Annotated in this window: 26 protein-coding genes; 20 read left to right on the forward strand and 6 right to left on the reverse strand. The window is 66.6% G+C overall.

Annotation, left to right across the window (positions count from 1 at the left end):
* Nucleotides 1-4 precede the first annotated feature (4 nt).
* A complete protein-coding gene (locus tag MRBLMA1_RS19505; protein WP_363739124.1) occupies nt 5-847 on the reverse strand; it encodes an ABC transporter substrate-binding protein in 843 nt (280 codons plus the stop codon).
* A gap of 110 nt (nt 848-957) precedes the next feature.
* Here MRBLMA1_RS19505 and MRBLMA1_RS19510 point away from each other — a divergent pair, with 110 nt between their 5' ends.
* Together MRBLMA1_RS19510 and MRBLMA1_RS19515 are read left to right on the forward strand one after the other, a co-directional pair.
* Nucleotides 958-1953, forward strand: coding sequence for a FecCD family ABC transporter permease (locus tag MRBLMA1_RS19510; RefSeq protein ID WP_363739126.1), 996 nt, complete (start codon nt 958-960; stop codon nt 1951-1953).
* Nucleotides 1947-2726 carry an ABC transporter ATP-binding protein gene (locus tag MRBLMA1_RS19515; RefSeq protein ID WP_363739128.1) on the forward strand — a complete coding sequence of 260 codons (780 nt, stop codon included), beginning with the start codon at nt 1947-1949 and terminating at the stop codon, nt 2724-2726. The genes MRBLMA1_RS19510 and MRBLMA1_RS19515 overlap by 7 nt, the downstream gene beginning before the upstream one ends.
* Before the next feature lie 46 nt (nt 2727-2772).
* Here the strand turns inward: MRBLMA1_RS19515 and MRBLMA1_RS19520 are convergent, their stop codons facing one another.
* Nucleotides 2773-3990: a penicillin-binding protein activator gene (locus MRBLMA1_RS19520; protein WP_414714779.1), complete on the reverse strand. Its 1218-nt coding sequence runs from the start codon at nt 3988-3990 to the stop codon at nt 2773-2775.
* Nucleotides 3991-4001: 11 nt separating this feature from the next.
* Here MRBLMA1_RS19520 and rsmI point away from each other — a divergent pair, with 11 nt between their 5' ends.
* From rsmI to MRBLMA1_RS19540, 4 genes are all read left to right on the forward strand, one after another.
* Entirely contained in the window at nt 4002-4856 is an 855-nt protein-coding gene (gene rsmI, locus MRBLMA1_RS19525; RefSeq protein WP_363739130.1) for a 16S rRNA (cytidine(1402)-2'-O)-methyltransferase, read from the forward strand.
* Nucleotides 4853-5224: a YraN family protein gene (locus MRBLMA1_RS19530; protein WP_363739132.1), complete on the forward strand. Its 372-nt coding sequence runs from the start codon at nt 4853-4855 to the stop codon at nt 5222-5224. Before rsmI ends, MRBLMA1_RS19530 begins: the two co-directional genes overlap by 4 nt.
* A 113-nt stretch (nt 5225-5337) precedes the next feature.
* Nucleotides 5338-6315 carry a glutathione synthase gene (gene gshB / locus MRBLMA1_RS19535; RefSeq protein ID WP_363739134.1) on the forward strand — a complete coding sequence of 326 codons (978 nt, stop codon included), beginning with the start codon at nt 5338-5340 and terminating at the stop codon, nt 6313-6315.
* A 16-nt stretch (nt 6316-6331) separates the two neighbouring features.
* Nucleotides 6332-6931 (forward strand): DedA family protein, encoded by a 600-nt coding sequence (locus MRBLMA1_RS19540; protein WP_363739136.1) that lies wholly within the window; start codon nt 6332-6334, stop codon nt 6929-6931.
* Between the two features lie 55 nt (nt 6932-6986).
* On the opposite strand, the gene MRBLMA1_RS19545 is transcribed toward MRBLMA1_RS19540, so the two are convergent.
* Nucleotides 6987-7883, reverse strand: coding sequence for a tyrosine recombinase XerC (locus tag MRBLMA1_RS19545; RefSeq protein ID WP_363739268.1), 897 nt, complete (start codon nt 7881-7883; stop codon nt 6987-6989).
* Between the two features lie 168 nt (nt 7884-8051).
* On the opposite strand from MRBLMA1_RS19545, the gene MRBLMA1_RS19550 reads away from it, so the two are divergent.
* The 5 genes from MRBLMA1_RS19550 to MRBLMA1_RS19570 are packed head-to-tail and all read left to right on the forward strand — an operon-like array spanning nt 8052 to nt 12354.
* A complete protein-coding gene (locus MRBLMA1_RS19550) occupies nt 8052-8930 on the forward strand; it encodes an MBL fold metallo-hydrolase (RefSeq protein ID WP_363739137.1) in 879 nt (292 codons plus the stop codon).
* Complete coding sequence (locus MRBLMA1_RS19555) at nt 8915-9634, forward strand: DUF4230 domain-containing protein (protein WP_363739139.1); 720 nt, start codon at nt 8915-8917, stop codon at nt 9632-9634. The genes MRBLMA1_RS19550 and MRBLMA1_RS19555 overlap by 16 nt, the downstream gene beginning before the upstream one ends.
* Before the next feature lie 41 nt (nt 9635-9675).
* Complete coding sequence (gene nadA, locus MRBLMA1_RS19560) at nt 9676-10662, forward strand: quinolinate synthase NadA (RefSeq protein WP_363739140.1); 987 nt, start codon at nt 9676-9678, stop codon at nt 10660-10662.
* Nucleotides 10663-10694: 32 nt separating this feature from the next.
* Nucleotides 10695-11543, forward strand: coding sequence for a carboxylating nicotinate-nucleotide diphosphorylase (nadC, locus tag MRBLMA1_RS19565; protein WP_363739270.1), 849 nt, complete (start codon nt 10695-10697; stop codon nt 11541-11543).
* Nucleotides 11544-11553: 10 nt separating this feature from the next.
* A complete protein-coding gene (locus MRBLMA1_RS19570) occupies nt 11554-12354 on the forward strand; it encodes a ribonuclease T2 family protein (RefSeq protein WP_363739271.1) in 801 nt (266 codons plus the stop codon).
* Here the strand turns inward: MRBLMA1_RS19570 and MRBLMA1_RS19575 are convergent.
* Both MRBLMA1_RS19575 and MRBLMA1_RS19580 read right to left on the reverse strand, forming a co-directional pair.
* Nucleotides 12351-12773: a DUF4112 domain-containing protein gene (locus MRBLMA1_RS19575; RefSeq protein ID WP_363739142.1), complete on the reverse strand. Its 423-nt coding sequence runs from the start codon at nt 12771-12773 to the stop codon at nt 12351-12353. The genes MRBLMA1_RS19570 and MRBLMA1_RS19575 overlap by 4 nt on opposite strands.
* A gap of 34 nt (nt 12774-12807) precedes the next feature.
* Nucleotides 12808-14322, reverse strand: a complete 1515-nt coding sequence (locus tag MRBLMA1_RS19580) for an ABC transporter substrate-binding protein (protein ID WP_414714740.1) — start codon at nt 14320-14322, stop codon at nt 12808-12810.
* 300 nt (nt 14323-14622) lie between these two features.
* On the opposite strand from MRBLMA1_RS19580, the gene MRBLMA1_RS19585 reads away from it, so the two are divergent.
* Both MRBLMA1_RS19585 and MRBLMA1_RS19590 read left to right on the forward strand, forming a co-directional pair.
* On the forward strand, nt 14623-15561 hold the full coding sequence (locus MRBLMA1_RS19585; RefSeq protein ID WP_363739144.1) for a right-handed parallel beta-helix repeat-containing protein: 939 nt from the start codon (nt 14623-14625) through the stop codon (nt 15559-15561).
* A gap of 99 nt (nt 15562-15660) precedes the next feature.
* Nucleotides 15661-15864, forward strand: coding sequence for a hypothetical protein (locus MRBLMA1_RS19590; protein WP_133653675.1), 204 nt, complete (start codon nt 15661-15663; stop codon nt 15862-15864).
* Between the two features lie 12 nt (nt 15865-15876).
* On the opposite strand, the gene MRBLMA1_RS19595 is transcribed toward MRBLMA1_RS19590, so the two are convergent.
* Nucleotides 15877-17286: a helix-turn-helix domain-containing protein gene (locus MRBLMA1_RS19595; RefSeq protein WP_363739146.1), complete on the reverse strand. Its 1410-nt coding sequence runs from the start codon at nt 17284-17286 to the stop codon at nt 15877-15879.
* Between the two features lie 149 nt (nt 17287-17435).
* Here MRBLMA1_RS19595 and MRBLMA1_RS19600 point away from each other — a divergent pair, with 149 nt between their 5' ends.
* From MRBLMA1_RS19600 to grxD, 7 genes are all read left to right on the forward strand, one after another.
* Nucleotides 17436-19028: an isocitrate lyase gene (locus MRBLMA1_RS19600; RefSeq protein WP_363739148.1), complete on the forward strand. Its 1593-nt coding sequence runs from the start codon at nt 17436-17438 to the stop codon at nt 19026-19028.
* Between the two features lie 218 nt (nt 19029-19246).
* Nucleotides 19247-19933, forward strand: coding sequence for a glutathione S-transferase family protein (locus MRBLMA1_RS19605; RefSeq protein WP_363739150.1), 687 nt, complete (start codon nt 19247-19249; stop codon nt 19931-19933).
* 119 nt (nt 19934-20052) lie between these two features.
* The gene (leuC, locus tag MRBLMA1_RS19610; protein WP_363739152.1) at nt 20053-21507 is read left to right on the forward strand and encodes a 3-isopropylmalate dehydratase large subunit; all 1455 of its coding nucleotides are present in this window, start codon (nt 20053-20055) and stop codon (nt 21505-21507) included.
* A 109-nt stretch (nt 21508-21616) separates the two neighbouring features.
* Nucleotides 21617-22210 carry a 3-isopropylmalate dehydratase small subunit gene (gene leuD, locus MRBLMA1_RS19615; protein WP_363739154.1) on the forward strand — a complete coding sequence of 198 codons (594 nt, stop codon included), beginning with the start codon at nt 21617-21619 and terminating at the stop codon, nt 22208-22210.
* 59 nt (nt 22211-22269) lie between these two features.
* The gene (locus MRBLMA1_RS19620; RefSeq protein WP_025546988.1) at nt 22270-22593 is read left to right on the forward strand and encodes a DUF1476 domain-containing protein; all 324 of its coding nucleotides are present in this window, start codon (nt 22270-22272) and stop codon (nt 22591-22593) included.
* Between the two features lie 19 nt (nt 22594-22612).
* Nucleotides 22613-22846: a BolA/IbaG family iron-sulfur metabolism protein gene (locus tag MRBLMA1_RS19625; RefSeq protein WP_056683730.1), complete on the forward strand. Its 234-nt coding sequence runs from the start codon at nt 22613-22615 to the stop codon at nt 22844-22846.
* 53 nt (nt 22847-22899) lie between these two features.
* Nucleotides 22900-23232, forward strand: coding sequence for a Grx4 family monothiol glutaredoxin (gene grxD / locus MRBLMA1_RS19630; protein WP_363739157.1), 333 nt, complete (start codon nt 22900-22902; stop codon nt 23230-23232).
* Nucleotides 23233-23260: the final 28 nt, after the last annotated feature.

Consider the following 23260-nt stretch of genomic DNA (forward strand, 5'->3'; position numbering starts at 1 on the left):
CGGCTTATGGGCGCGGCGCGGCGTTGATCTGCGCCGCGCCCCTGCGCGCTGCGCCGTCAAGCTGCGCCGTGATGCTCCTCGCGGCGTCGACATAGGCGGGGCCGCCGCACACCGTCCACGCCTGCGGCACGCGGATGCGCGGAATGGCGCGCAATATCGGATGGTGCAGCATCTCCGTCCCCTGATCGACCACCTTCTCGCTCCCCGCCTCGACGATCAGCCAGTCCGGGCGGGCGGCGATCATCTCCTCCAGCGAAAGCTGCGACAGTGCCGGCTTGCCCAGCCTGGCCGCCAGGTTGACCAGGCCCACGCGCCGCATCAGGTCGTCGACCAGCGTGCCGGTGCCGGTCATATAGCCGCGCCGCTGATAATAGGCGGCGACGCCGCGATGCTTCGGATGGGGCAGGGCGGCAAGAGCCCGGTCCATGCGGGCGATCATCGCCTCGCCCCGTTCGGGATGGCCGACCGCCGCCGCCACCTGCCGGATCTGCGCCAGGATCATCGCATAGCTGTCCGCGCTCGCCAGTGCCAGGGTCCGCCATCGGCCCGGTGGCGCGCCGACCACGTTGTCGCCCGCCGGAAAGCCGATCAGCAGGTCCGGGCGAAGCGCCAACACTTCCTCGGAAGGGCGCTTGAGGGTACGGAAGGCGCGGGCCTTGCCGACCGCCGCCGACAGTTCTGGGTCATGTCCATAGGGGCTGAGCGCTGCGATCTGCGCCGGATCGGCCAGCGCGAGCACATATTGGTCGGCGCAGGTGTTGAGCGACACGATGCGTTTCGGCGGAACCGGCGCGGCGCCGGTCAGCGAAAGGGCGCAAAATGCGGCAAGGATCATTCTTCTGCGCACCCTGTGGCCCCTGTGCTGCGCCCCAACAAATCGTGCCTCGACACACTCCCTCGCGGGAATAGGGAGCGCCTGGACAGATGCTGTAGCAAGCAGGGAGGAACGCGCAAGCCATGAGCGCCCGCCGCCACCCGTTGCTCATCCCCGCGCTGATCGTATCGGCCCTGCTTGCCGCGCTGGCTTCCCTCGCTCTTGGCGCCGTTCCGCTTTCTCCGGCCCGCGTCCTTGCTGTCCTCGGCGGTGGCGGCGACGACGTCGCCCGCGCCATCCTTCTCGACCTGCGCCTGCCCCGCATGCTGCTGGGCCTGATCGTCGGCGCGATGCTCGGCCTCGCGGGTGCTGCGCTCCAGGGTTATCTGCGCAACCCGCTGGCCGAACCCTCGGTCTTGGGGGCGTCCAACTGCGCCGCGCTCGGCGCTGTCGGCGCGCTCTATTTCGGGCTGGCGCAGGCGCATCCGCTGGCGCTTCCCGCGCTCGCCATCATGACCGGCCTGATCGGCATTGGCGCGCTGTTCCTGCTCGCCGGCCCGGCGGAAAGTCCGCTCACGCTCATCCTCGCCGGCATCGCCATCGCGACGCTCGCGGGGGCGGGGATCAGCCTGTCGCTCAACCTGTCGCCCAACCCCTTCGCCGCGATGGAGATCATGAGCTGGCTGATGGGCAGCCTGGAAAACCGTGCCTATGGCCATGTCTGGATCGCGCTGCCCTGCGTCGCCATGGGCGCGGCGCTGCTGCTTGGCGACGGGCGGACGCTGGACGCGCTGACGCTGGGCGAGGATGGGGCGCAGGCGCTTGGCATCGATCTTCGCTGGGCGCGCATCCGCCTGATGCTGGGCGTCGCCATAGGCGTCGGCGGCGCCGTGGCGGTGTCGGGGGCGATAGGCTTTGTCGGCCTGATCGTGCCGCATCTGGTCCGACCGCTGACCGACCGCTCGCCCTCCGCCATTCTGCTGCCCTCGATGCTGGGCGGCGCGGTGCTGCTGACGCTGGCGGACATCGGCGTGCGGCTGATCCCTACCAGCAGCGAACTCAAGCTGGGGGTGCTGACGGCGTTGCTGGGCGTTCCCGTGTTCCTGATGCACCTGATGCGGGAGCGGCGGCTATGGTGACGATCCGCGCGCAGGGACTTTCCGTCAGGCTGGGCCGGTATCCTGCGGTGAACGGCGCCGACCTCCTGCTGGAGCCGGGGGAGCTGGTGGGCATCATCGGGCCCAATGGCGCCGGCAAATCCACCCTGATCCGGGCGCTGCTGGGGCTGGTCGGGCGGTCGGGCGGGACAGTCCTGATCGACGGCGACGACAGCGCGCGGCTCAGCCGGCGGGAGATCGCCCGGCGCATCGCCTATCTGCCGCAAGGACAGACGCTGCACTGGCCGCTGGCGGTGGAGCGGCTGGTGGCGCTGGGTCGATTGCCGCATCTGGGGCCGCTGTCGCGCCTTTCCGCGCAGGATGAGGCGCATGTCGACGCCGCCTTGACGCGGGCCGATGTGCTGCATCTGAAAGGCAGGGTGGCGACCGAATTGTCGGGTGGCGAGCGCGCCCGCGTGCTGCTGGCCCGCGCGCTGGCGGTGGGCGCGCCTGCCCTGATTGCCGATGAACCCCTGGCCGCGCTCGATCCGGGGCATCAGATCGACGTCATGGATCTGCTCCGGGCGGAGGCGCGGGCCGGGTCGCTGGTCGTCGCCGTGCTGCACGACCTCAGCATGGCGGCGCGCTATTGCGATCGGCTCGTGCTGATGGAGCGCGGGTCGCCGGTGGCCGACGGCGCGCCGCTGGACGTGCTGACGGAGGGGAATCTCGCCAGGGTGTATGGCATTTCCGCTCGCATAGAAACGAACGGCGACTGGCCGCTGGTCCTGCCGACGGGGCGGACCAGATCCTGACTGCTATTCGCCGCCTGTTCCCGCGACGGCAGGAACAGGGCGTGTCCTATTCCCCAAAGGTCCGGGGTGCGGGCGCGACCACCGTGAAGGTTCCCGCACCGATTTCGGACACTTCCAGCGCCCGCTCCGCAATGCCGTCGCGGCCGAAGCGGAACGCGCCGTCGATCCCGGCAAACCCCCCCGCATCGCGCAGCCGCGCCGCCGGGAAGGGCGTTCCGGGCTTCCAGTCGCGCGCGATCCGCACGGTCAGCAGCACCGCATCATAGCCGAGCGCCGACAGCCGGAACGGCGCACTGCCGTAGCGCGCGCGATATTTGGTCGCGAGCTGCCGGTAGAGGCCATCCGACACGCTGGCGAACCATGCGCCGCGCAGCACCGGGCTGGACGCCAGGCCGCTGTCGGTGTTCCACAATTCGGTGCCCAGCAGTCGTGCCGTAGCGCCGCCATTCTTCCGCACGATCGGCGCGACCTGCATCGCCACCCGCCCGCTGTCCGCGATCAGCAGCGCGTCATAGCTGGACGAAGCCTGCAATTTCCTGACCGCCGCCGTGATGGAGGCGGGGCTGCGGTCGAAGGTCTGCATCGACACGACCGTCCCGCCCGCGCTCTCGACCGCGCGCAGCAGCGCTGTGCCCGACCGCTCGCCATAGGTTCCCTTGGGCACCAGCGCGGCGAATTTCGACAGGCCCTTGCCCTTGGCGAAGTCGACCACCCGCTCGATCGACTGATTGGGATTGTAGCCCATGATATAGACGCCGTTCCCGGCGACGCTGGTGTCGTTGGAAAAGCTGATCACCGGCACATTGGCCCGCGCCGCGAGCGGACCGACGGTCCGCGCATCCTCCGCCAGCAAGGGCCCCAGGATCAGCCTGTTGCCGTCCGCCAGCGCCTTGTTCACCGCCGCCGCAGCGCCCGCGGCGGTGTCGTAGGTGGTGATGCGAACCTTGTCCGCCTTTGTGTCCAGCAGCGCCAGGGTGGTCGCATTGGCGATCGACTGGCCGACACCGGCATTGGGGCCGCTCATCGGCACCAGCAGCGCGACGCGGTGGCGCAGCGTGTCGGTGGGCAGGCCCTCGGTGACGTCGGGGCCGGTCTGCGCCGGGCCGCCGGGCTGGGCGGGGCCGGGGCCCTTGGGCACGATCGACTGACAGGCGGCGACCAGCAGCGCGGCCGTGGCGAACATGATCCGCCAGGCCCTTTTCATCCCCACCCCTTTCATCACGGCGAACAAGTCCGCTTGCCGGGGGGCATCCGTCTCTGTCATCTGGCGTCCTTATGGAAACTGATATTGTTGATCTTGCTTCTGGGCTTGAACCGGGGCTTTACATCGTTGCGGGGCCGATCGGCAACCTCGGAGACCTTACCCCCCGCGCCGCGGAAGTCCTGCGCCGGGCCGATGTGATCGCCGTGGAAGATACACGGGTCAGCGCACGCCTGCTGCGCCATGCCGGGTCCGACCGGCCGATGGTCCCCTATCACGACCACAGCGCCGAAGCGGTGCGCGCGCGCCTGGTCGATCGGATGGCGCGCGAATCGGTGGCGCTGCTCTCCGACGCGGGAACGCCGCTGATCTCGGATCCCGGTTACAAGCTGGTGCGCGACGCGCGGGCGGCGGGCCGCCGGATCACGACGCTCCCCGGCCCCAGCGCCGTCATCGCCGCACTGACCTTGTCGGGCCTGCCGACCGACCGTTTCCTGTTCATGGGCTTCCTGCCCTCGAAGCAGAAGGCACGCGGCGACGCGCTGGACGAAGTCGCCGCCCTGCGCGCCACGCTGGTCTTCTATGAAAGCGGGCCGCGCCTGTCGGAAAGCCTGGCCTCCATGGCCGCCCATCTGGGCGACCGGGACGCAGCCGTCTCCCGAGAGATCAGCAAGGCGTTCGAGGAGACGGCGACCGGCACGCTCCTGGAACTTTCCGCCCGCTATGCCGACGCCCCGCCAAAGGGGGAGATCGTCGTGATCGTCGGCCCGCCGGGCGAGGCGCCGCCCGCCAGCGCGGAGGATGCCGACGCGGCCTTGCTGGAGGCGATGGAGCGGCTTCCGGTTTCCAAGGCGGCAGGCGAGGTCGCAAAGAAGCTCGGACTGGACCGCCGCGCGCTTTACGACCGCGCCCTGGAACTCAAGGCGTGAAGGCGCAGCCTTCGGGCGCCCGGCTGGCCGCCGAAAAGCGCGGGCGGCAGGCGGAACGCATCGCCGGCTGGTGGCTGCGCCTCAAGGGCTGGCAGATCGTTGGCCGCCGCATGCGCACGCCTGCGGGGGAGGTGGACCTGGTCGCCCGGCGCGGCGCCATGCTGGCCTTTGTCGAGGTGAAGGCTCGCGCGCGCGGCGCCGATCTCGACCTCGCCATAGATGAGCGGCGCCTTTCGCGAGTGGCGGCGGCGGCGGAAATCCTGTTCCATGACCTCGCCAAACCGGGCGACGACATGCGAATCGACGTGATCCTCCTTGCGCCCGGCCGTCCGCCGCGCCATCTGGCCAATGTCTGGCACGGGGGGTGAGCAATCCGATCCTCCCGTTCCGTTCGCCCTGAGCTTGTCGAGGGGCCTCAAGTTTCTTCAGGAAAAGGGCCGGGCCTCGACATGCTCAGCCCGAACGGCAGGAAAACAAGTCGATGACCACCGCACTCAACCCGCTCACCGTCGCCGTACAGATGGACCCGATGGAGGGGATCAGGATCGGCGGCGATTCGACCTTCCACATCATGCTGGCCGGGCAGGCGCGCGGGCACCGGCTCTATCATTATCTCGCCCCCGACCTCACCTATCGCGAGGGCCGCGTGCTGGCGCGGGCGCGCCCGGTCCGGGTGCAGAAGGTGCAGGGCGATCATTTCGCCTTCGGGGAGCCGGAGATGCTGGACCTTGGCCGCGACGTCGACGTCGTCCTGATGCGGCAGGATCCGCCCTTCGATCTCAGCTACATCACCGCCACGCACCTTCTGGAGCGGGTGCAGCAGGAGACGCTGGTGGTGAACGACCCCGGCGCCGTCCGCAATGCGCCGGAAAAGCTGTTCGTGCTGGATTATGCCCGATTCATGCCGCCGACCATGATCACCCGCGACCTGGCGGAGGTGAAGTCCTTCCTCGCCCAGCATGGCGAGGTGGTGGTGAAGCCGCTCTACGGCAATGCGGGCAACGCCGTCTTCCATGTCGGGCGGTCCGGCGCGAATCTGTCGGCGCTGGTGGAACTGTTCAACGCCTCCTGGGTCGAACCCTTCATGGTCCAGGCCTTCATTCCCGGCGTTGCGGAGGGCGACAAGCGCATCGTCCTGGTCGACGGCGAAGTCGCGGGCGCGGTCAACCGCATTCCCGGCGCCGGTGAGATCCGCTCCAATCTCGCCGTGGGCGGCTCGGCGGCGAAGACGGAAATGACCGATCGGGAACTGGAAATCTGCGAAGCGCTGGGTCCGGAACTCAAGCGGCGCGGCCTGCTGTTCGTCGGCATCGACGTGATCGGCGGGGAATGGCTGACGGAAATCAACGTGACCTCGCCCACCGGCATCGTTTCCATCGACGCCTTCAACGGCACCGACACCGGCGGCATGATCTGGGACGCCATCGACGCCCGGCTGGCGGCGCGGGCCGCCGATTGAGCGATCGTCCAGCGCCATGACCGACTGGGTTCTCCGCCTGATCGACGCGGGCGGCTATTGGGGCATATTCGCCCTGATGGTGCTGGAAAACATCTTCCCGCCGATCCCGTCCGAACTCATCATGGGCATCGGCGGCATTCGCGTCGGGCAGGGGCGGATGGCGATGGAATGGCTGCTGTTCGCGGGCACCGTGGGCACCACCATCGGCAATTATTTCTGGTATCTGGTCGGCCATGTCCTGGGCTTTGCCCGGTTGAAGCCGATCGTCGACCGCTACGGCCGCTGGGCGACGCTGGAGTGGAAGGATGTCGAGGCGCTCGACCATATTTTCGGCAAATATGGGCAGATCGTCGTGTTCGTCTTCCGCTTCATGCCCGCCTTCCGCACGATGATATCGCTGCCGGCGGGCCTGTTCCGCATGGGGCATGTCCGCTTCCTGCTGTGGACCAGCGGCGGTGCGCTGATCTGGAACATCATCCTTGCCTATGCGGGCTACATATTGGGTCAGAATTTCCGCGACATCGACCGCTATGTGGGACCAGTGGCGACGGCCTGCGTGATCGGGGCGGTCCTTTTCTATCTCTGGCGGCTGGCGACCTGGAAGCCCAGGGGCTGATCCGGGATACGCCAGGTCGCAAGAGCGCTCGTGCCTCCATCACGGCGCGGCGGCCTCATGCCCGGGGGTGGGCATTGCGGTAGATGTCCAACAGGTGCGCGGCATCCACCTGCGTATAGATCTGGGTCGAGGACAGGCTGGCATGGCCCAGCAATTCCTGCAACGACCGCAGATCCGCGCCGCGCCCCAGCAGATGCGTCGCGAAGCTGTGGCGCAACGCATGCGGCGTGGTCCGGTCCGACAGGCCCAGCCGGCCCCTCGCGCCCTGCACGGCGCGGCGGATCAGCGCCGGCGAAAGCGGCCCGCCCCGCGCGCCGCGAAAGAGCGGCCCATCCTTCTCCTGCGCAAAGGGGCAGAGCGCCACATAAGCCTCCATCGCCTCGCGCACCTGCGGCAATAGCGGCACGATCCGCGTCTTCCCCCGCTTCCCCGTGACCCGCAGCGTTTCTCCCAGCGGCAGCACCGCGCCGGTCAGCCCCATCGCCTCCCCGATGCGCAGTCCCGCGCCATAGAGCAGCAGCAGCACGGCCCAGTCCCGCGCGCCGATCCACGGTTCCCGCGCGGTTTCGGCAATGTCCCCGGCCAGCGCCACCGCCTCGTCGGGCGAGATGGGGCGGGGCAGGCCACGCTTCACCCGCGGCCCCTTCAGCATCGGGACGCGGGCATCCTCTCCGCCCACGAACCGCAGGAAACCGCGCACCGCCGACAATTCCCGCGCGGCCGAGACATTGCCGATGCCGTCCATCCGCCGCACTGTCAGGAAAGCGCGCAGGTCGGCCTGCCCGATACCCGCCAGCATCGCCGCCGTGACCGCTTCGCCGCGATGCTCCTCCAGAAAGGCCAGCAGGCGTTCGGCGGTCGCCACATAGGCGCGCACCGTATGCACCGATCGCCGCCGGTCGAGCGCCAGATGCCGCCGCCATTGTTCGCAAAGATCGTCGCAAGCCGCCATGGTGTCCACATTAGAGCGATTTCCAAGCGATCGGAACCGATCGCTGGTTAAGAAATCGCGAAAAACAGGAAATCTAGAGCGGCGATCTGATTTCAGTCAGATCGAACCCGCTCCAGGGCGGGGGACCGCCCTTGAAAACCACCCCAAAATGGGCACATGGAAATCGACATGGCAACTCCCTTCGACCTGGCCGACCTGCCGACAGGCGCGCTGATGCGGCTTTCCCCGCTGGTGGGGCGCGTGCTGGCGCCCAATCCCTCGCCCTTCACCTATACCGGCACGCAGACCTATATCGTGGGTGCGGAGGATGTAGCGGTGATCGATCCCGGCCCCGATGATGCGGCGCATCTGGCGGCGCTGGTCGATGCGATTGGCGGGCGCCCGGTCAGGGCGATCCTCTGCACCCACACCCATCGCGACCACAGTCCCGCCGCCGCGCCGCTCGGCGCGCTGACCGGCGCCCCGGTCATCGGCTGCGCGCCGCTGACGATGGATGATGACGGGCCCCGCGCCGACGCCGCCTTCGACGCCGCCTATCGGCCCGATCGCGTGCTCGCCGATGGGCAGGGGGTGGGCGGCATGGGCTGGACGCTCATGGCCGTCGCCACGCCGGGTCATACCTCCAACCATCTCTGCTTCGCCCTGCCGGAGGAAGGCGCTCTTTTCACCGGCGACCATGTGATGGGCTGGTCGACCAGCGTGGTGTCGCCGCCCGACGGGGACATGACGGCCTATATGGCGTCGATGCAGCGGCTGCTCGACCGTGACGACGCCGTCTATTATCCGGCCCATGGCGATCCGGTCGACAGTCCGCAGCGGCTGGTGCGCGGCATGATGGGCCACCGCAAGCAGCGCGAGGGCCAGATAGTGCGCTTCCTGGAACGCAACGGCGCGTCGGAAGTCCCCGCCATGGTGCTGGAGATGTACAAGGGCGTCGACCCGCGCCTTCACAGCGCGGCGGGCCGTTCGGTGCTGGCGCATCTCATCGACCTTGACGGGCGCGGCATCGCCGCCGCGACGGCGGACGGACGATGGCAGTTGCGCTGAAACGCCTGGCCTTGCCGGTCCTCGCCGCGCTGGTCCTGCTCGCCATGGGCGGGGCCATGCTGGTCGGCTGGCATCGCTATCAACGCGACTATGTGGTAAGCGTGGAGGATGACGGCTCGGCCGTGACCAGGATCATCGCCGGGCGGCTTGCCGGCGCCGCCAGCCTGAAGGTGTCGGAACTGTCCGGCACGATCCAGAGCACGGCGCAGGATGTGCGCGGCTTCGGCCTGCTGAAGTCCGATCAGCTGGTGAAAATGCCCTTCTCGGTCGATTATTTCATCGACGTGGGCGGCATCGACGCCGCTGATCTGGAATGGAACGCAAACAGCCGGACGCTCATCGTCAACGCGCCGGATGTCAGGCCTGGGCGGCCCAATATCGACGAAAGCCGCCGGACGCTGGTTGAAACCAACGGCCTGTTCGTGACGCGGCAGGCGGGCGAGGAACTCAGCCGCCGCGCTTCGCTCCATGCGCAGGCCCGCGCGCAAGGCGAGGCGCGCTCGCCCGAACGCATGGCGCAGGCCCGCGATTACGGCCGTGCCGCGCTCGGCAGGCTGCTCGGCGCGCCGCTGGGGGCGCTGGGTCATGGCGATGCGCGGGTGATCGTGACCTTTCCGCCGGAACGCGCGAACCGTGACCGGGAACGGTGGGACGTGACCACGCCGATCAACGAGGTACTGGCCAACAGGCGCAACGCCCGTTAGGGGGCGCTGCATGAAGGCCCTTCAAGGAGTAGGGTAGGGACATGAACGCCATCACCGGAATCCCGCAGGGGATCGACCTGCGCGCGGAGATCGACCGGCTGCGCAAGGAACGCAACGCCGTCATCCTCGGCCATTATTATCAGAAGCCGGAAATCCAGGACCTGTCCGATTTCGTGGGCGATTCCCTGGAACTTTCGCGCAAGGCGGCGGAAACGGACGCGGACGTCATCGCCTTCTGCGGCGTGCGCTTCATGGCGGAAACGGCGAAGATCCTTTCGCCCGAAAAGATCGTCGTGCTGCCCGACATGGACGCGGGATGCAGCCTGGAGGACAGTTGCCCGCCCGCCCAGTTCAAGGCGTTCCGCGAGGCGCATCCCGATCATATCGCCTTGAGCTACATCAACTGCTCGGCGGAGGTGAAGGCGCTTTCCGACATCATCGTCACATCCTCTTCGGCGGAAAAGATCCTGGCGCAGATTCCGAAGGAGCAGAAGATCATCTTCGGCCCCGACAAGCATCTGGGCGGCTATCTGAAGCGCAAGCTCGGCCGCGACATGCTGCTCTGGCCGGGCGTCTGCATCGTGCATGAGGCGTTCAGCGAGACGGAGCTGCTGAAGCTGAAGGCCCAGCATCCCGGCGCGCCCGTGGCGGCGCACCCGGAATGCCCGCCGCATATCGTCGACCATGCCGATTATATCGGGTCGACCAGCGGCATATTGGAATTCTCCAGGACCATGCCCGGCGACACGCTGATCGTCGCCACCGAACCGCATATCATCCACCAGATGCAGAAGGCGGTTCCGGAAAAGACCTTCATCGGCGCACCCGGCGCCGACGGCAACTGCAACTGCAACATCTGCCCCTATATGGCGCTCAACACGATGGAAAAACTTTATCTCGCGCTGCGCGACCTGCAGCCGCGGATCGAGATGGAGGAGGGGCTGCGCCTCGCCGCCAGGAAGAGCCTCGACCGGATGCTGGAAATGGCAAGCGGGACGGTCGGGCAGGGCGACCTGGGCACGCGCTGATGGACATGATCGCGAAAGGGCTGGGGGAGAGCATCGGCTTTTCCCTTCCCGGCTTCGATCTCGACGCCTTCGTCGCCTCCACCCTGGCGGAGGATCTTGGCCCGCAGGGCCGCGACGTCACGAGCGAGGCGGTGATCCCCGCCGACGCGATCTTCGACGGGGTGATGGACAGCCGCGATGCCGTGACGCTGGCCGGCCTGCCCATCGCCGCCGCCTTCTTCCGCGCGCTCGATCCCGATGCGGAGATCGAACTGCTTCGGCAGGACGGCGACCGCGTGGCGGCGGGCACCGACATCATGCGCATCCGCGGCCGGGCCCGCGCCATGCTCACGGCCGAGCGGTCCGCGCTCAACACCGTGCAGCATCTGACCGGCATCGCCACGATGACCCGCGCCTATGTCGACGCGATCCTGGGCACGGGCGCGACCCTGCTCGACACGCGCAAGACCATTCCCGGCCTGCGCGTGCTGGAAAAATATGCGACGCGCATGGGTGGCGCCACCAATCACCGCATGGGCCTGTGGGATGCGGCGATGATCAAGGACAATCATGTCGCGGTCGCCGGATCGGTCGAGGAAGCAGTCCGCCGCGCCGCCGCCGCCGGGATCGCCAGCATCATCGTGGAGGTTGACCGCGTCGACCAGATCGAACCGGCGCTCGCGGCGGGCGCCACGCACCTCCTGCTCGACAATATGGACGCGCCCACCCTGCGCGGGGCCGTCACGCTGGTCGGCGGGCGCGTCCCCACCGAAGCGTCGGGCGGCGTCACGCTCGACACCATCCGCGCCCGGGCGGAAACCGGCGTCACCTATATCAGCGTCGGCCGCCTGACGCAGTCGGCCCCGGCCGCCGACATCGGACTGGATTTCGCCTTTGCCTGAGTTCGCGCCCTTGCTGCGACTGGTGCTGCCATTGCTCCTGCTCGCGGCCCCGGCCGGCGCCCTGGCGCAGTCGGCGCAGTGCAGCCTGCCCGCCCAGATGCCCCGGCCGCGCCCCGACCTTCCGAATGCCGACCAGCCGCGCCGCCTGCTGCCCATTGGCGGCTACACGCTGGCGCTCACCTGGTCGCCGCAATATTGCAAGGGCGCGAAGGGCGGCGACGACGCCTTTCAGTGCGGCGGCCGCAACGGCCGTTTCGGCTTCACCCTGCACGGTCTCTGGCCGGACGGCATCGGCAAGGACTGGCCGCAATATTGCCGCGCCACCGATCTGCTGCCGCGCCCGGTCATCCGGCAAAATCTCTGCTCCACGCCGTCCGCCCAGCTGCTCCAGCATGAATGGGCCAAGCACGGCACCTGCATGACGACGAAGCCGGAGCTCTATTTCAATCTCTCCCGCGCCCTCTACCAGTCGATCCGCTATCCCGACATGGCCGCGCTTGCCCGTCGCAAGACGCTGACGGTCGCGCAGTTCGCCCAGGCCTTCGCCGCCGCCAACAAGGGGATGCGCGCCGACATGATGCGCGTCACGATCACGCGGGACAATGGCCTGAACGAGCTGTGGCTGTGCCTGGACCGGACGCTGGAATTCGCGCGCTGCCCGGCTCATCAGGGCGGGGCGGACGACCGGGCGGCGCTGCGCATCGCGCCCGGACCGAACATCCCCAATCCCCGGCGCACTCCGCCCGTTCCGGCGCGGCGCCCCGGCCTGATCCTCGACCTCGACCCCCAGGCCGAGGTACATAAGGATTAGCCTTCGACGATCACCGTCGATGGATGATGCCGGTCCAGATGCCTGCGGATGATCCGCAGGTTCTTGCTGTTGGATTTGTAGAAGAAATCGAAAATATCCCCGGCGAAGGGAATGGCGCCGATCACCGTGTCGAAGCCGACATTGGCAGCCATGCGCGTAAGCTGCCATTTCGACATGCCCAGGTTCCGGGCTTCCCACACGATCCATGCGCCCATCGCCGCCGTCGCCAGATCGCCCACCACGGGGATCAGCCCGACCAGGCTGTCCAGCCCGACCCTGCGGTTGGTGCCGGGCAGCACGAACAGCCCCTCCAGCACCGCCTCCATCATTTCGATCCGCCGCCGCACGGACGCCGGATCACGGCCGAATCCGGGCATGTCGCGCACGATCCGATCGAACTGCTCCTGCGAAATCGCCATCCTCTGTCCTCCAGGCATCCGGCTTCCTGAAGTCCTAGTTGGTGCTCCTGAACAGATGGTTCAATGGGTGCCGCGCGCGAGGGGACGGCATGAAGCCGGTCAGCCGCTGCGCCACCAGCGACCAGCGCACCGGCGCGCCCAGGGCGATGAAGCCGTTATGCGCCTGCATCAGCGCCTCCGCCTGCGCCACCCGCGCCATGCGCTCGTCCAGGCTGCTGGCAAGGCTTGCCGCCTGCAATTGCGCCTCCGCCTCTGCCGAACAATGCACCTTCCGCGCGCAGCCGATGCGGCCCAGATACCAGATCGCGCTGTCATAGGCGGCAACTTCATCGACCAGCCGCAGATCGGCATCGGCCGCCATGTCGACCCGCTCGACCGCCAGCCCGATCATGCCCAGATCATGCCGCACCAAGCCGAAGAGAAGGGTGGAGCCCGGCCCGGCGGGCAGCGCCACGCGCAGCGTCGGGGGGTCGCCATTATCGCTGCGCCATCGTTTCATGATGGCCTGTCCCTGCGCCCAGCGATCCTCCATCGACAGGCCGGACCAATCCGGCACGGCCGGCGGTCCGGGCAGGTCGAACTGACCGGGCACGATCTGCTCCGTCGTCGCCCAGCCGCCCACGGGGAACAGCACCGGCAGGCGGCTGCGGTCGATCGCCATGCTGATCGCCCGCCGCACGCCGTCGTCCTCCAGCAGTTTGCCGTTGGCGCCGCCCCGTTTCATCATCGCCAGCCCCAGCAAGCCCTGCACCGGGTCGATCCGCACATCGTCGCGGTCGACACCGGCGGGCACCAGCAGCGGCAGGTCGGAAAAACGGCCGCCCAGGACCAGATCGGCCTTGTCCTGCTGAAATCGGGTGATGGCGAGCGCCGCGCGTTCGGCCCGCACGATCCGGGTCTGCCAGGGGGGTATGGGCAATTCATCGCCGGATTCATTCGTGACCCGTTCCACCGGGGTCAGCACCAGCGCCCCGGCGTGGACACCATCCCGCTCCTCACGACGATAGGGGCCGGTCCCGCCCTCCCGCGACAGGATCGCCATCTGGGGCTGGGCCAGCATCTGCAGCACATAGGGGCGCGGCGCGGCCAGCCTGATCTCGATCACCTCGCCCGTCATGGCGACGACGTCCCTCACCGCATCCAGCGGCCCGGCGGGGTCCAGCCGCCGCAGCGCCTCTATCCGCGCCATCAGCAGCCGTCCGACATCCTTCGCCAGCACCTTGCGCCCGTCCGGCCAGAACGCCCGGCGCAGGCGGAAGATGTAGCTGCGGCCATCGTCCTCGACGATCCAGCGCTGGGCCAGGGCGGGCAATATTTCCCCGTCGGCGTCGAATGCCACCAGCCCCTGCGCGGTGGTTTCCAGGAACAGCTTCGATCCGGGATCGGGCAGATTTTCCAGCGGCTTGGCGAAATCCGCAGGGTCGCCGATCACGCTGACCGTCACCGGACCGCTGCCCTCGTCCGAACAGCTTCCCAACATCATGGCCATCATGACCAGCCCGCCAAGCGGTGATCGGGCAAGAAGCCGGTGAGGAAGGAGGGACAACATGTACAGACAGGGCTTAACCCGCAACGGCGCCCGCGCCAACCACCATCACGCGACCCGCTGCTTCAGCTCCGGCCAGGCGTGATTTTGCCGCCGCTGCCTTAGAGCGGGTTTCGATCTGATTGAACCAGATCGCCGCTCTGGTTTCTTTGTTTGCCGCGATTTCTTAACCAGCGATCGGTTCCGATCGCTTGGAAATCGCTCTGATGCAGCCAGGTTTGCCCCTGTCCCATAGCGGTACAGGATTTTGTTAACCATGACTTCGCATTGGCCCGGCGCGCGCATCATTCTATATCCTCGGATATGCGCCTCTTCTCGATAATCCTGCTCATCTCCGCTGCCGTCACGGCCACGGCGCTGGCCCAGGGCGTCACTTCGCCCTTCACCGTGGCGGAAAGCGGGCGAAGCTATGCGTCACTGGGCGACGCGATCAGGGCGATCGGCGATGGCCGCGGCACGGTTCTGGTGGCGCCGGGCAGCTATGCGCAATGCGCGGTGCAGCAGGGCGGCGACGTCACCATCCGCGCGCAGAAGCCCGGCACCGCCATATTCGACGGCGTCGCCTGCGAACAGAAGGCGGCCCTGGTCCTGCGCGGCCGGTCGAGCAGCATCGACGGCCTCATCTTCCAGAATCTGCGCGTCCCGGACGGCAATGGGGCGGGCATCCGGCTGGAAAGCGGCGACCTGACCGTCACCAACAGCCTGTTCCGCAACAGCGAGGAAGGTATTTTGACCGGCGACGCGCCCGGCAACAGGATCAGCATCGACAGGTCGACCTTCCGTCATCTGGGGCGCTGCGACCGCGACCTCGCCTGCGCTCACGGCATTTATGCGGGGCGCTATGGCAGCCTGTCGGTCACCCATTCCCGGTTCGACCAGGGCGATGGCGGCCATTATCTGAAAACCCGCACGCCGCGGGTCACCATCACCGACAACAGCTTCGACGACAGCGGCGGGCGCCTCACCAACTATATGATCGACCTCTCCAACGGGGCCAGCGGCACGATCAGCGGCAATGCGATGGTGCAGGGCCGCGACAAGGACAATTACAGCGCCTTCATCACCGTCGCGCCGGAGGGACGGGAACAGGACAGCAGCAACCTTTCCATCGCCAACAACAGCGCCTCCTTCGTGCCCGGATTGCAGCGCAACAGCAGCTTCGTCGCCAATTTCACCGACGATGCAGTGAAAATCGGCGCGAACCGCCTGGCGAACGGGATCAAGGTGACGGATCGGCGCTGAAGGAACCGGCCGCCGGCCGTCGGCATGGGGGGGGCAGGATGGCGTGATCCCTCCTGCACCGGGCTTGCAAGCGGGCGCGCCCGCGCCGATAACCGCCCCATGCGCAGCACCTATGGTTCAGCCACCGTTCGACTCTATCATCTCAGCGATGCCGATGGCGGGGGCGGGGCGACGACCCTATTCTACGGCCCGCTGAACGAAGCCATGCGCATAGCCGGGCAGCAGCCGGAGGACGTGCAGGACGGCCTGTTCCTGGCCACCGACAATGATGTCGTCGCCTATCTCGATCTTCTGGAGGGCTGATTTCCTCCCGCCTCACCCTGCCGCGAAGCCGAAGGGCGCATGGGTCCGCCGGAAATCCTCCGGCAGCATGTCGCGCCCGATCGGCGGCGCGGATCGGGCCATGCACTGGCTGCGATGGCACAGGCGGCAGGTGACGCCGATCGGCGTGGGTTCGGCTGCGGCCTCGCCCGCGGCGTAGATCAGCCGATGCGCGTGCTCCGCCGCACAGCATAGCGCGATCGCCCGCTCGATCTTCGGCGCGCCCCAGCCGCCGCCGCCCGCCGTCACCGTGCGCGCGATCGAAAAGAAACGTTGCCCGTCCGGCAGCTCCAGCCATTGGGTGAGCACTTCCCGAGGACGCTCGAACGCGTGGTGCACCGACCAGAGCGGGCAGGAGCCGCCATGGCGGGCGAAGGGAAAGCCCGCGCCGTCCAGCCTTTTGCTGACATTGCCCGCATGATCGACGCGCAGGAAGAAAAAGGGGACGCGCTCCTGACCCGGCTTTTGCAAGGTCGTCAGGCGATGGGCCGTCTGTTCGAAGCTGGTGCCGAACTGCCGGGCCAGCGCCTCGACATCATAACGCCGAGCCTCCACCGCCCGCGCAAAGGCGGTATAGGGCATCAGGATCGCCGCCGCGCCATAGCTGGCGAGCGCCCGTCGCGTCAGCCGCCGCCCGCTTTCGCCGGCGAACTGGCCGTCCTTCAGCAGCGCGTCGAAATCGCGGCGCATTTCCAGATAGGCGACCTGCAGCGCCAGTTGGAACTGGGTGCTCGCTCCGTCCAGCGCGTCGTCCAGCAGCACCGCGTCGCGATGCCGGTCCAGCCGCCGCATCGACCCCGCCATGACATCGGGCGGCAGCCGCCGGACGCGCAGGTTGTGCTTCGCCTTCAGCCATGCCGACAGGCTGCCCGCAGCCTCGATTTCCTGAGCCAGCTTTTCCCCCGCATCGTCCAGCAGGGGAAAGCTGTTCCGCCGCGCGCCCAGGAAGCGTCGCGATTCGGCCACCGGATCGGCCGCTTCCGTCGCCTCCTCCCGCTCCATGCCGCCTTCCAGGCCTCGATCGGCCAGGGCCAGCTGCTCCTCGCGATAGGCCGTGTGCAGCCGCAGCAAAGCCTCCGTGATCCCAGGATAGTTGACCGCGACATCCCCGGTCGCCAGCACCGGCAGGTCGATGTCCGCGAACATCGGATCCTTCAATACGGCCTGCAACCGCGCGGTCTGCTCCGCGCCGCCGTCGCCCGCCAGCTCGCTCATGTCCATCTTGTATGTGCGGGCGAGGCGCAGCAGCATGTCGGCGGTCAGCGGCCGCTGGTTGCGCTCCAGCAAGGCCACATAGCTGGCGGAAATCTCCAGATCCTCGGCCATGTCGGCCTGCGTCAGGCCCAGCTCGCGCCGCAACCTGCGCAGGCGCGGGCCCATGTAAACCGGACGATCCTTGGCCATTGGTGAAGCGCTCCTGTGCAGCCCTTACAACTTTACACGCAAATCTTGTAAAGTTCTACAACTGAACTTCGCGCCCCCTGCCGCACCCGCAAAATCGCTTCTAGGAAAACGCCATCAATTCACCGCCACATTCATGGGATCGAGCAGTCATGACCTATCAGCAGGAAATCACGAAGGCAGGCACCATCATCGGGGGTCAGGGCCATTGGGACGGCATCGCGGCCGAATCGGTCGCCCGGATGCGCCTCCAGAACCGCTTCCACACCGGCCTCGACATCGCCCGCTACACCGCCGGCATCATGCGCCGGGACATGGCCGCCTATGATGCCGATCCGGCGAACTACACTCAGTCGCTCGGCTGCTGGCACGGGTTCATCGGTCAGCAGAAGATGATCAGCATCAAGAAGCATTTCGGCACGACCAAGGGCAGATATCTCTATCTTTCCGGCTGGATGGTCGCGGCGCTGCGCAGCGAATTCGGGCCGCTGCCCGACCAGTCGATGCATGAGAAGACCAGCGTCCCCGCGCTGATCGAGGAACTCTACACCTTCCTGCGCCAGGCCGATGCCCGCGAATTGGGCATGATGTTCCGCGACCTCGATGCCGCCCGCGAAGCCGGAGACGAAGTGAGGGCGCAGAAGATCAGCCACGACATCGACAATTACGAAACTCACATCGTCCCGATCATCGCGGACATAGACGCCGGCTTCGGCAATGCCGAGGCGACCTATCTGCTGGCCAGGAAGTTCATCGAGGCGGGCGCCTGCTGCATCCAGATCGAGAACCAGGTCTCGGACGAAAAGCAGTGCGGCCACCAGGACGGCAAGGTCACGGTGCCGCATGAGGACTTCCTCGCGAAGATCCGCGCGGTCCGTTACGCCTTCCTGGAACTGGGGATCGACGACGGCATCATCGTCGCCCGCACCGACTCGCTGGGCGCCGGTCTCACTAAGCAGATCGCCTACAGCAAGGAAGATGGCGACCTGGGCGACCAGTATAACAGCTTCCTCGATGTCGAGGAGGTCACGGACATCAACACGCTGCGCGGCGATGTCGTCCTGGCCCGCGGCGGCAAGCTGTTCCGTCCGAAGCGGCTGCCGTCCAACCTGTTCCAGTTCCGCTCCGGCACCGGAGAGGATCGCGTCGTCCTCGACTGCATCACCTCGCTCCAGAACGGCGCGGACCTGCTGTGGATCGAGACGGAAAAGCCGCATGTCGAACAGATCGCGGGTATGGTCGACCGCATCCGCCAGGTCGTGCCGAATGCGAAGCTGGTCTACAACAACTCGCCGTCGTTCAACTGGACGCTGAACTTCCGCCAGCAGGTGTTCGACGCATGGACCGCGCAGGACAAGGATGTCAGCGCCTATGATCGGGCGAAGCTGATGAGCGCCGATTATGACGCGACGGAGCTGGGCCGTGAGGCTGATGAGAAGATCCGCACCTTCCAGAGGGATGCGGCGGCGCGGGCCGGCATCTTCCATCACCTCATCACCCTGCCAACCTATCACACTGCCGCTCTGTCGACCGACAATCTTGCCAGGGAATATTTCGGTGAGGCAGGAATGCTGGGCTATGTCGAAGGCGTCCAGCGCAAGGAAATCCGCCAGGGTATCGCCTGCGTCAAGCACCAGAACATGGCCGGTTCGGACATTGGCGACGACCATAAGGAATATTTCGCGGGTGAAGCGGCGCTGAAGGCGGGCGGCACCCACAACACGATGAATCAGTTTGCAGCCTAAAGGCTGCGGAGGGAATCAGTTTGCGGCCCTGAAGGCTGCTGAACGATCCGGGTCGCGGGGGTGCAGTTCCCGCGAGCAGGGTGGAAGGACTTGACGACCCGGAGCTTCGTGCTCCGGGTCGTTTTTTTATAAGGCCAGCTTGTGAAACCCTCGCCGGTTCCGGGTTTCGCATTCGGGCGGGCGGGGCTATTGCGGTTCCGCGTTCACCGGAGGAGCCGATGCCCTACACCCTCATCACCGCCAACCGGAATTATTCGAGCTGGTCGCTGCGCCCCTGGGTGCTGATGAAGGCGCTGGCCATTCCCTTCAGCGACCGGATGGAGCCTTTTGCCGCTGCCGAAAACTACGTCGCTTTCCGTGAATTTTCTCCCACGGGCCAGGTGCCGGTCCTGATCGATGGGGACAGGACGGTGTGGGATTCGCTGGGCATCACCCTTTACCTGGCGGACAGGCATGCGGAGGTCTGGCCAAGGCAGGAGGCGGCGAGGGCCTGGGCGCAATCGGCCGTGGCGGAAATGCATGGCGGCTTCGCCACCCTGCGCAATGATTGCCCGATGAATGTCGGCGTGCGAGTGGAGCCGCATTTGCCTTCGCCCGCACTGAACCGCAACATCGCCCGGCTGACCGAATTGTGGGAGGAAGGACTGTCCCGTTTCGGCGGACCATTCCTGGCCGGACCCGCCTTTACAGCCGTCGACGCCTTTTATGCGCCGGTCGCTTTTCGGGTGCGGACCTATGGCCTCAACATCGGCCAGACGGCGCTGGGCTGGGTCGGGCATATGCTGGCGCTGCCCGCCATGCGGGAATGGGAAAGCGCGGCGCTTGCCGAAACATGGCGCGAGGAAAGCCATGAAGCGGAGCTTGGAGCGGCCGGGCGCATCGTGGCGGACCATCGCGCCGCCTGAGCTGCGACTGGCCGAGAGCCGGGCTGGACGCTAGGTGCGGCCGATTATCTCCCACAACAGCAAAAATTGGCTGCTTTTACCCTTTTCCCTTCCCCTGTCTGGGTCTAGGGGAAATCATTATGGTCAAGCCCAGCACCCTTTACGAGAAGATTTGGGACGCGCATGTCGTCGAACGCCGTCCCGATGGAACCTGCCTGATCTATATCGATCGCCATCTCGTGCATGAGGTGACGAGCCCCCAGGCGTTCGAGGGGCTTCGGCTTGCCGGTCGCAAGGTGCGGCGGCCTGACCTGACGCTGGCGGTGCCGGATCACAATCTGCCCACCACAGCGCGACGCGACGCGGCGGGCCACCGCATTCCCATTGCCGATCCGGAAAGCGCGCAGCAGTTGGCGGCGCTGGAACGGAACGCGCCGGAATTCGGCGTCCGCCTGATCGGCGACGCGGATCCCGAACAGGGCATCGTCCATGTCGTCGGGCCGGAACAGGGCTTCACCCTGCCTGGCACCACTCTGGTCTGCGGTGACAGCCACACCAGCTCGCACGGTGCGCTGGGCGCGCTGGCCTTCGGGATCGGCACGTCGGAGGTGGAACATGTGCTGGCCACCCAGACGCTGCTGCTCAAGCAGTCGAAGACGATGGAAGTCGTCGTCGAGGGCGAGTTGGGCTATGGCGTCACGCCCAAGGACGTTGCGCTGGCTATTTGCGGGCGGATCGGCACTGCCGGCGGCACCGGCTATGTCATGGAATATCGCGGATCGGTGTTCCGCGACATGTCGATCGAGGGACGGCTGACCGTCGCCAACATGTCGATCGAGGCCGGCGCGCGGTCCGGCCTGTTCGCGCCCGATGAAAAGACCTTTGCCTATCTGAAGGGCAGGCCGCTGGCACCCAAAGGTGCCGACTGGGATGCTGCCGTCGCCTATTGGAAGACGCTGGCGACCGATGAAGGCGCCGTATTCGACAAGAGCGTCGTCATCGATGCCGCCGACATCGTGCCGAACGTCACCTGGGGCACCAGCCCGGAGGATGTTGTGCCGGTGACTGGCGTGGTACCCGATCCGGAGAGTTTCGCGGACGCGTCCAAGCGGGCGGCCGCGCAGAAATCGCTTGATTACATGGGCCTTTCTGCCGGACAGCGGATGGAAGATGTGGCGATCGAGCATGTCTTCATCGGCAGTTGCACCAACAGCCGTATCGAGGATTTGCGCGCCGCAGCCGACCTGCTCAAGGGACGCCGCATCGCCAGCGGCATCAAGCATGCGATGGTGGTTCCCGGCTCCGGGCTGGTCAAGCGTCAGGCGGAGGCCGAAGGTCTCGACCGCATTTTCACCGAGGCCGGGTTCGAATGGCGGGAGCCGGGCTGCTCCGCTTGCCTGGGCATGAACCCGGACAAGGTGCCGGCCGGGGAGCGCTGCGCCTCCACCAGCAATCGCAATTTCATGGGTCGGCAGGGGCCGGGGTCGCGGACGCATCTCGTCTCGCCCGTCATGGCCGCTGCCGCCGCCGTCACCGGACATCTCACGGACGTACGCGAACTGATGAGTGAAAAAAGGGGAGAGGCGGTCGCATGAAGAAGGTATTCTGGCTGCTGGCGCTGGGCGCGCTGGCGAGTGCTGCCATGGCGGCGACCCTGGGACGCGCGGAAGATACGCCACGCCCGGCGAGCAAACAGGCGGATTGATGGAAAAGCTGAATATCGTCGACGGCCGGGCCTATCCGTTCGGGATGAAGAATGTCGACACCGACATCGTCATCCCGGCGCATTGGCTCAAGACCATTTCGCGGGCGGGCCTGGGCAGGGGCGCTTTCGAGGTGTTGCGCAAGGAGCCGGGCAATGTCTTCGATGATCCTGAATATGCGGGCAGCCCGATCCTGATCGCGGGCGACAATTTCGGGTGCGGGTCCAGCCGCGAACATGCCGCCTGGGCGCTCGCCGACCTGGGCATCAAGGTCGTGATCGCGCCCAGCTTCTCCGATATTTTCTCCGGCAACGCATTCAAGAACGGCATTTTGACGGTGGTCCTGCCGCAGGAGGCAATCGACCGGTTGATGGATGTTGCCCGCACCGACCCCATCCATGTCGACCTGGAACATCAGACGGTCACGACGCAGTTCCAGGATCGCTTCCAGTTCGAGATCGACCCGTTTCGCAAACACTGCCTGCTTGGCGGTCTGGACGAAATCGGGCTGACGCTGGGACAGGCGGACACCATCAGCGCATTCGAGGCAAAGGACGCCGGCACGCGCCCCTGGCTCGTCCCCGCCGTTGCGTAAGCGTCCCGATCTTCCTATTTCGGATCGATGATCCATTTCACCTCTTACAGGGTACAGGCATGACTACCTTCGACGACCGCGAAAAGGCCTTTGAAAACATGTTTGCGCATGACCAGGAGATGCAGTTCCGCATCCAGGCGCGGCGCAACCGGCTGCTGGGCGAATGGGCGGCGGCGAAGATGGGCCTGACGCCCGAAGAAACGGACGCCTATGCCAAGGCCGTCGTGCAGGCTGATTTCGAAGAGGCGGGCGACGAGGATGTTATACGCAAGCTGCTGGGCGACATGACCCAGGCCGGCATCGACATCGACGAAGCGGGCGTTCGCGCCGCGCTGGACGAGCAGCAGGTCATTGCCCGCCGCATGTTCATCGAAGCCCAATAAGCGTCAGGAACCTTTCGCCATGCCGATGGCCGCCGATGACATTGCCGACATGATCCGCGCCGCCATCCCCGATGCGCAGGTGGAGATCACCGATCTTGCGGGCGACGGGGACCATTATGCGGCGAAGGTCGTGGCAGAGAGCTTTCGGGGCATGAGCCGCGTCGCTCAGCAGCGGGCCGTCTATGCCGCGTTGGGCGGGCGCATGGGCGGTGTGCTCCACGCCTTGCAACTGACCACTGCCGTCCCCAATTAACCGCCATCATATTGAGCGCGCCGGATTGGCGCCTGACAGGAATGGATCAGATAATGACCGACGCCGTGCAGCAGCGGATCGCCGACATCGTCAACGGCAATGATGTCGTGCTTTTCATGAAGGGCACCCCGCTGTTCCCGCAATGCGGCTTTTCCAGCCGCGCCATCGCGATCCTTGAACATCTGGGCGTCGCTTATGAAAGCGTCGACGTCTTGCAGGACCAAGGGGTCCGTCAGGGCATCAAGACCTTTTCCGATTGGCCAACCATTCCCCAACTTTATGTGAAGGGCGAATTTGTCGGCGGCAGCGACATCATGATGGAGATGTACGAGGCTGGCGAATTGCAGCAGCTGATGACCGACCAGGGCGTCGCAGCGGCCAACTGAACGCCTTTTATTAGCATGCTGAATGGGC

The sequence above is a fragment of the Sphingobium sp. LMA1-1-1.1 genome (assembly GCF_040676365.1).
Taxonomy (GTDB): domain Bacteria; phylum Pseudomonadota; class Alphaproteobacteria; order Sphingomonadales; family Sphingomonadaceae; genus Sphingobium.

Coding starts and splice junctions, on each gene's coding strand:
- grxD (WP_363739157.1), top strand. CDS start 22,900: ATGACCGACGCCGTGCAGCAGCGGATCGCCGACATCGTCAACGGCAAT.
- nadA (WP_363739140.1), top strand. CDS start 9,676: ATGAACGCCATCACCGGAATCCCGCAGGGGATCGACCTGCGCGCGGAG.
- MRBLMA1_RS19585 (WP_363739144.1), top strand. CDS start 14,623: ATGCGCCTCTTCTCGATAATCCTGCTCATCTCCGCTGCCGTCACGGCC.
- rsmI (WP_363739130.1), top strand. CDS start 4,002: ATGGAAACTGATATTGTTGATCTTGCTTCTGGGCTTGAACCGGGGCTT.
- MRBLMA1_RS19550 (WP_363739137.1), top strand. CDS start 8,052: ATGGCAACTCCCTTCGACCTGGCCGACCTGCCGACAGGCGCGCTGATG.
- MRBLMA1_RS19515 (WP_363739128.1), top strand. CDS start 1,947: ATGGTGACGATCCGCGCGCAGGGACTTTCCGTCAGGCTGGGCCGGTAT.
- MRBLMA1_RS19520 (WP_414714779.1), bottom strand. CDS start 3,990: ATGACAGAGACGGATGCCCCCCGGCAAGCGGACTTGTTCGCCGTGATG.
- MRBLMA1_RS19590 (WP_133653675.1), top strand. CDS start 15,661: ATGCGCAGCACCTATGGTTCAGCCACCGTTCGACTCTATCATCTCAGC.
- leuC (WP_363739152.1), top strand. CDS start 20,053: ATGGTCAAGCCCAGCACCCTTTACGAGAAGATTTGGGACGCGCATGTC.
- MRBLMA1_RS19555 (WP_363739139.1), top strand. CDS start 8,915: ATGGCAGTTGCGCTGAAACGCCTGGCCTTGCCGGTCCTCGCCGCGCTG.
- leuD (WP_363739154.1), top strand. CDS start 21,617: ATGGAAAAGCTGAATATCGTCGACGGCCGGGCCTATCCGTTCGGGATG.
- gshB (WP_363739134.1), top strand. CDS start 5,338: ATGACCACCGCACTCAACCCGCTCACCGTCGCCGTACAGATGGACCCG.
- MRBLMA1_RS19580 (WP_414714740.1), bottom strand. CDS start 14,322: ATGTTGTCCCTCCTTCCTCACCGGCTTCTTGCCCGATCACCGCTTGGC.
- MRBLMA1_RS19620 (WP_025546988.1), top strand. CDS start 22,270: ATGACTACCTTCGACGACCGCGAAAAGGCCTTTGAAAACATGTTTGCG.
- MRBLMA1_RS19625 (WP_056683730.1), top strand. CDS start 22,613: ATGCCGATGGCCGCCGATGACATTGCCGACATGATCCGCGCCGCCATC.
- MRBLMA1_RS19540 (WP_363739136.1), top strand. CDS start 6,332: ATGACCGACTGGGTTCTCCGCCTGATCGACGCGGGCGGCTATTGGGGC.
- MRBLMA1_RS19510 (WP_363739126.1), top strand. CDS start 958: ATGAGCGCCCGCCGCCACCCGTTGCTCATCCCCGCGCTGATCGTATCG.
- MRBLMA1_RS19600 (WP_363739148.1), top strand. CDS start 17,436: ATGACCTATCAGCAGGAAATCACGAAGGCAGGCACCATCATCGGGGGT.
- MRBLMA1_RS19605 (WP_363739150.1), top strand. CDS start 19,247: ATGCCCTACACCCTCATCACCGCCAACCGGAATTATTCGAGCTGGTCG.
- MRBLMA1_RS19575 (WP_363739142.1), bottom strand. CDS start 12,773: ATGGCGATTTCGCAGGAGCAGTTCGATCGGATCGTGCGCGACATGCCC.
- MRBLMA1_RS19545 (WP_363739268.1), bottom strand. CDS start 7,883: ATGGCGGCTTGCGACGATCTTTGCGAACAATGGCGGCGGCATCTGGCG.
- MRBLMA1_RS19595 (WP_363739146.1), bottom strand. CDS start 17,286: ATGGCCAAGGATCGTCCGGTTTACATGGGCCCGCGCCTGCGCAGGTTG.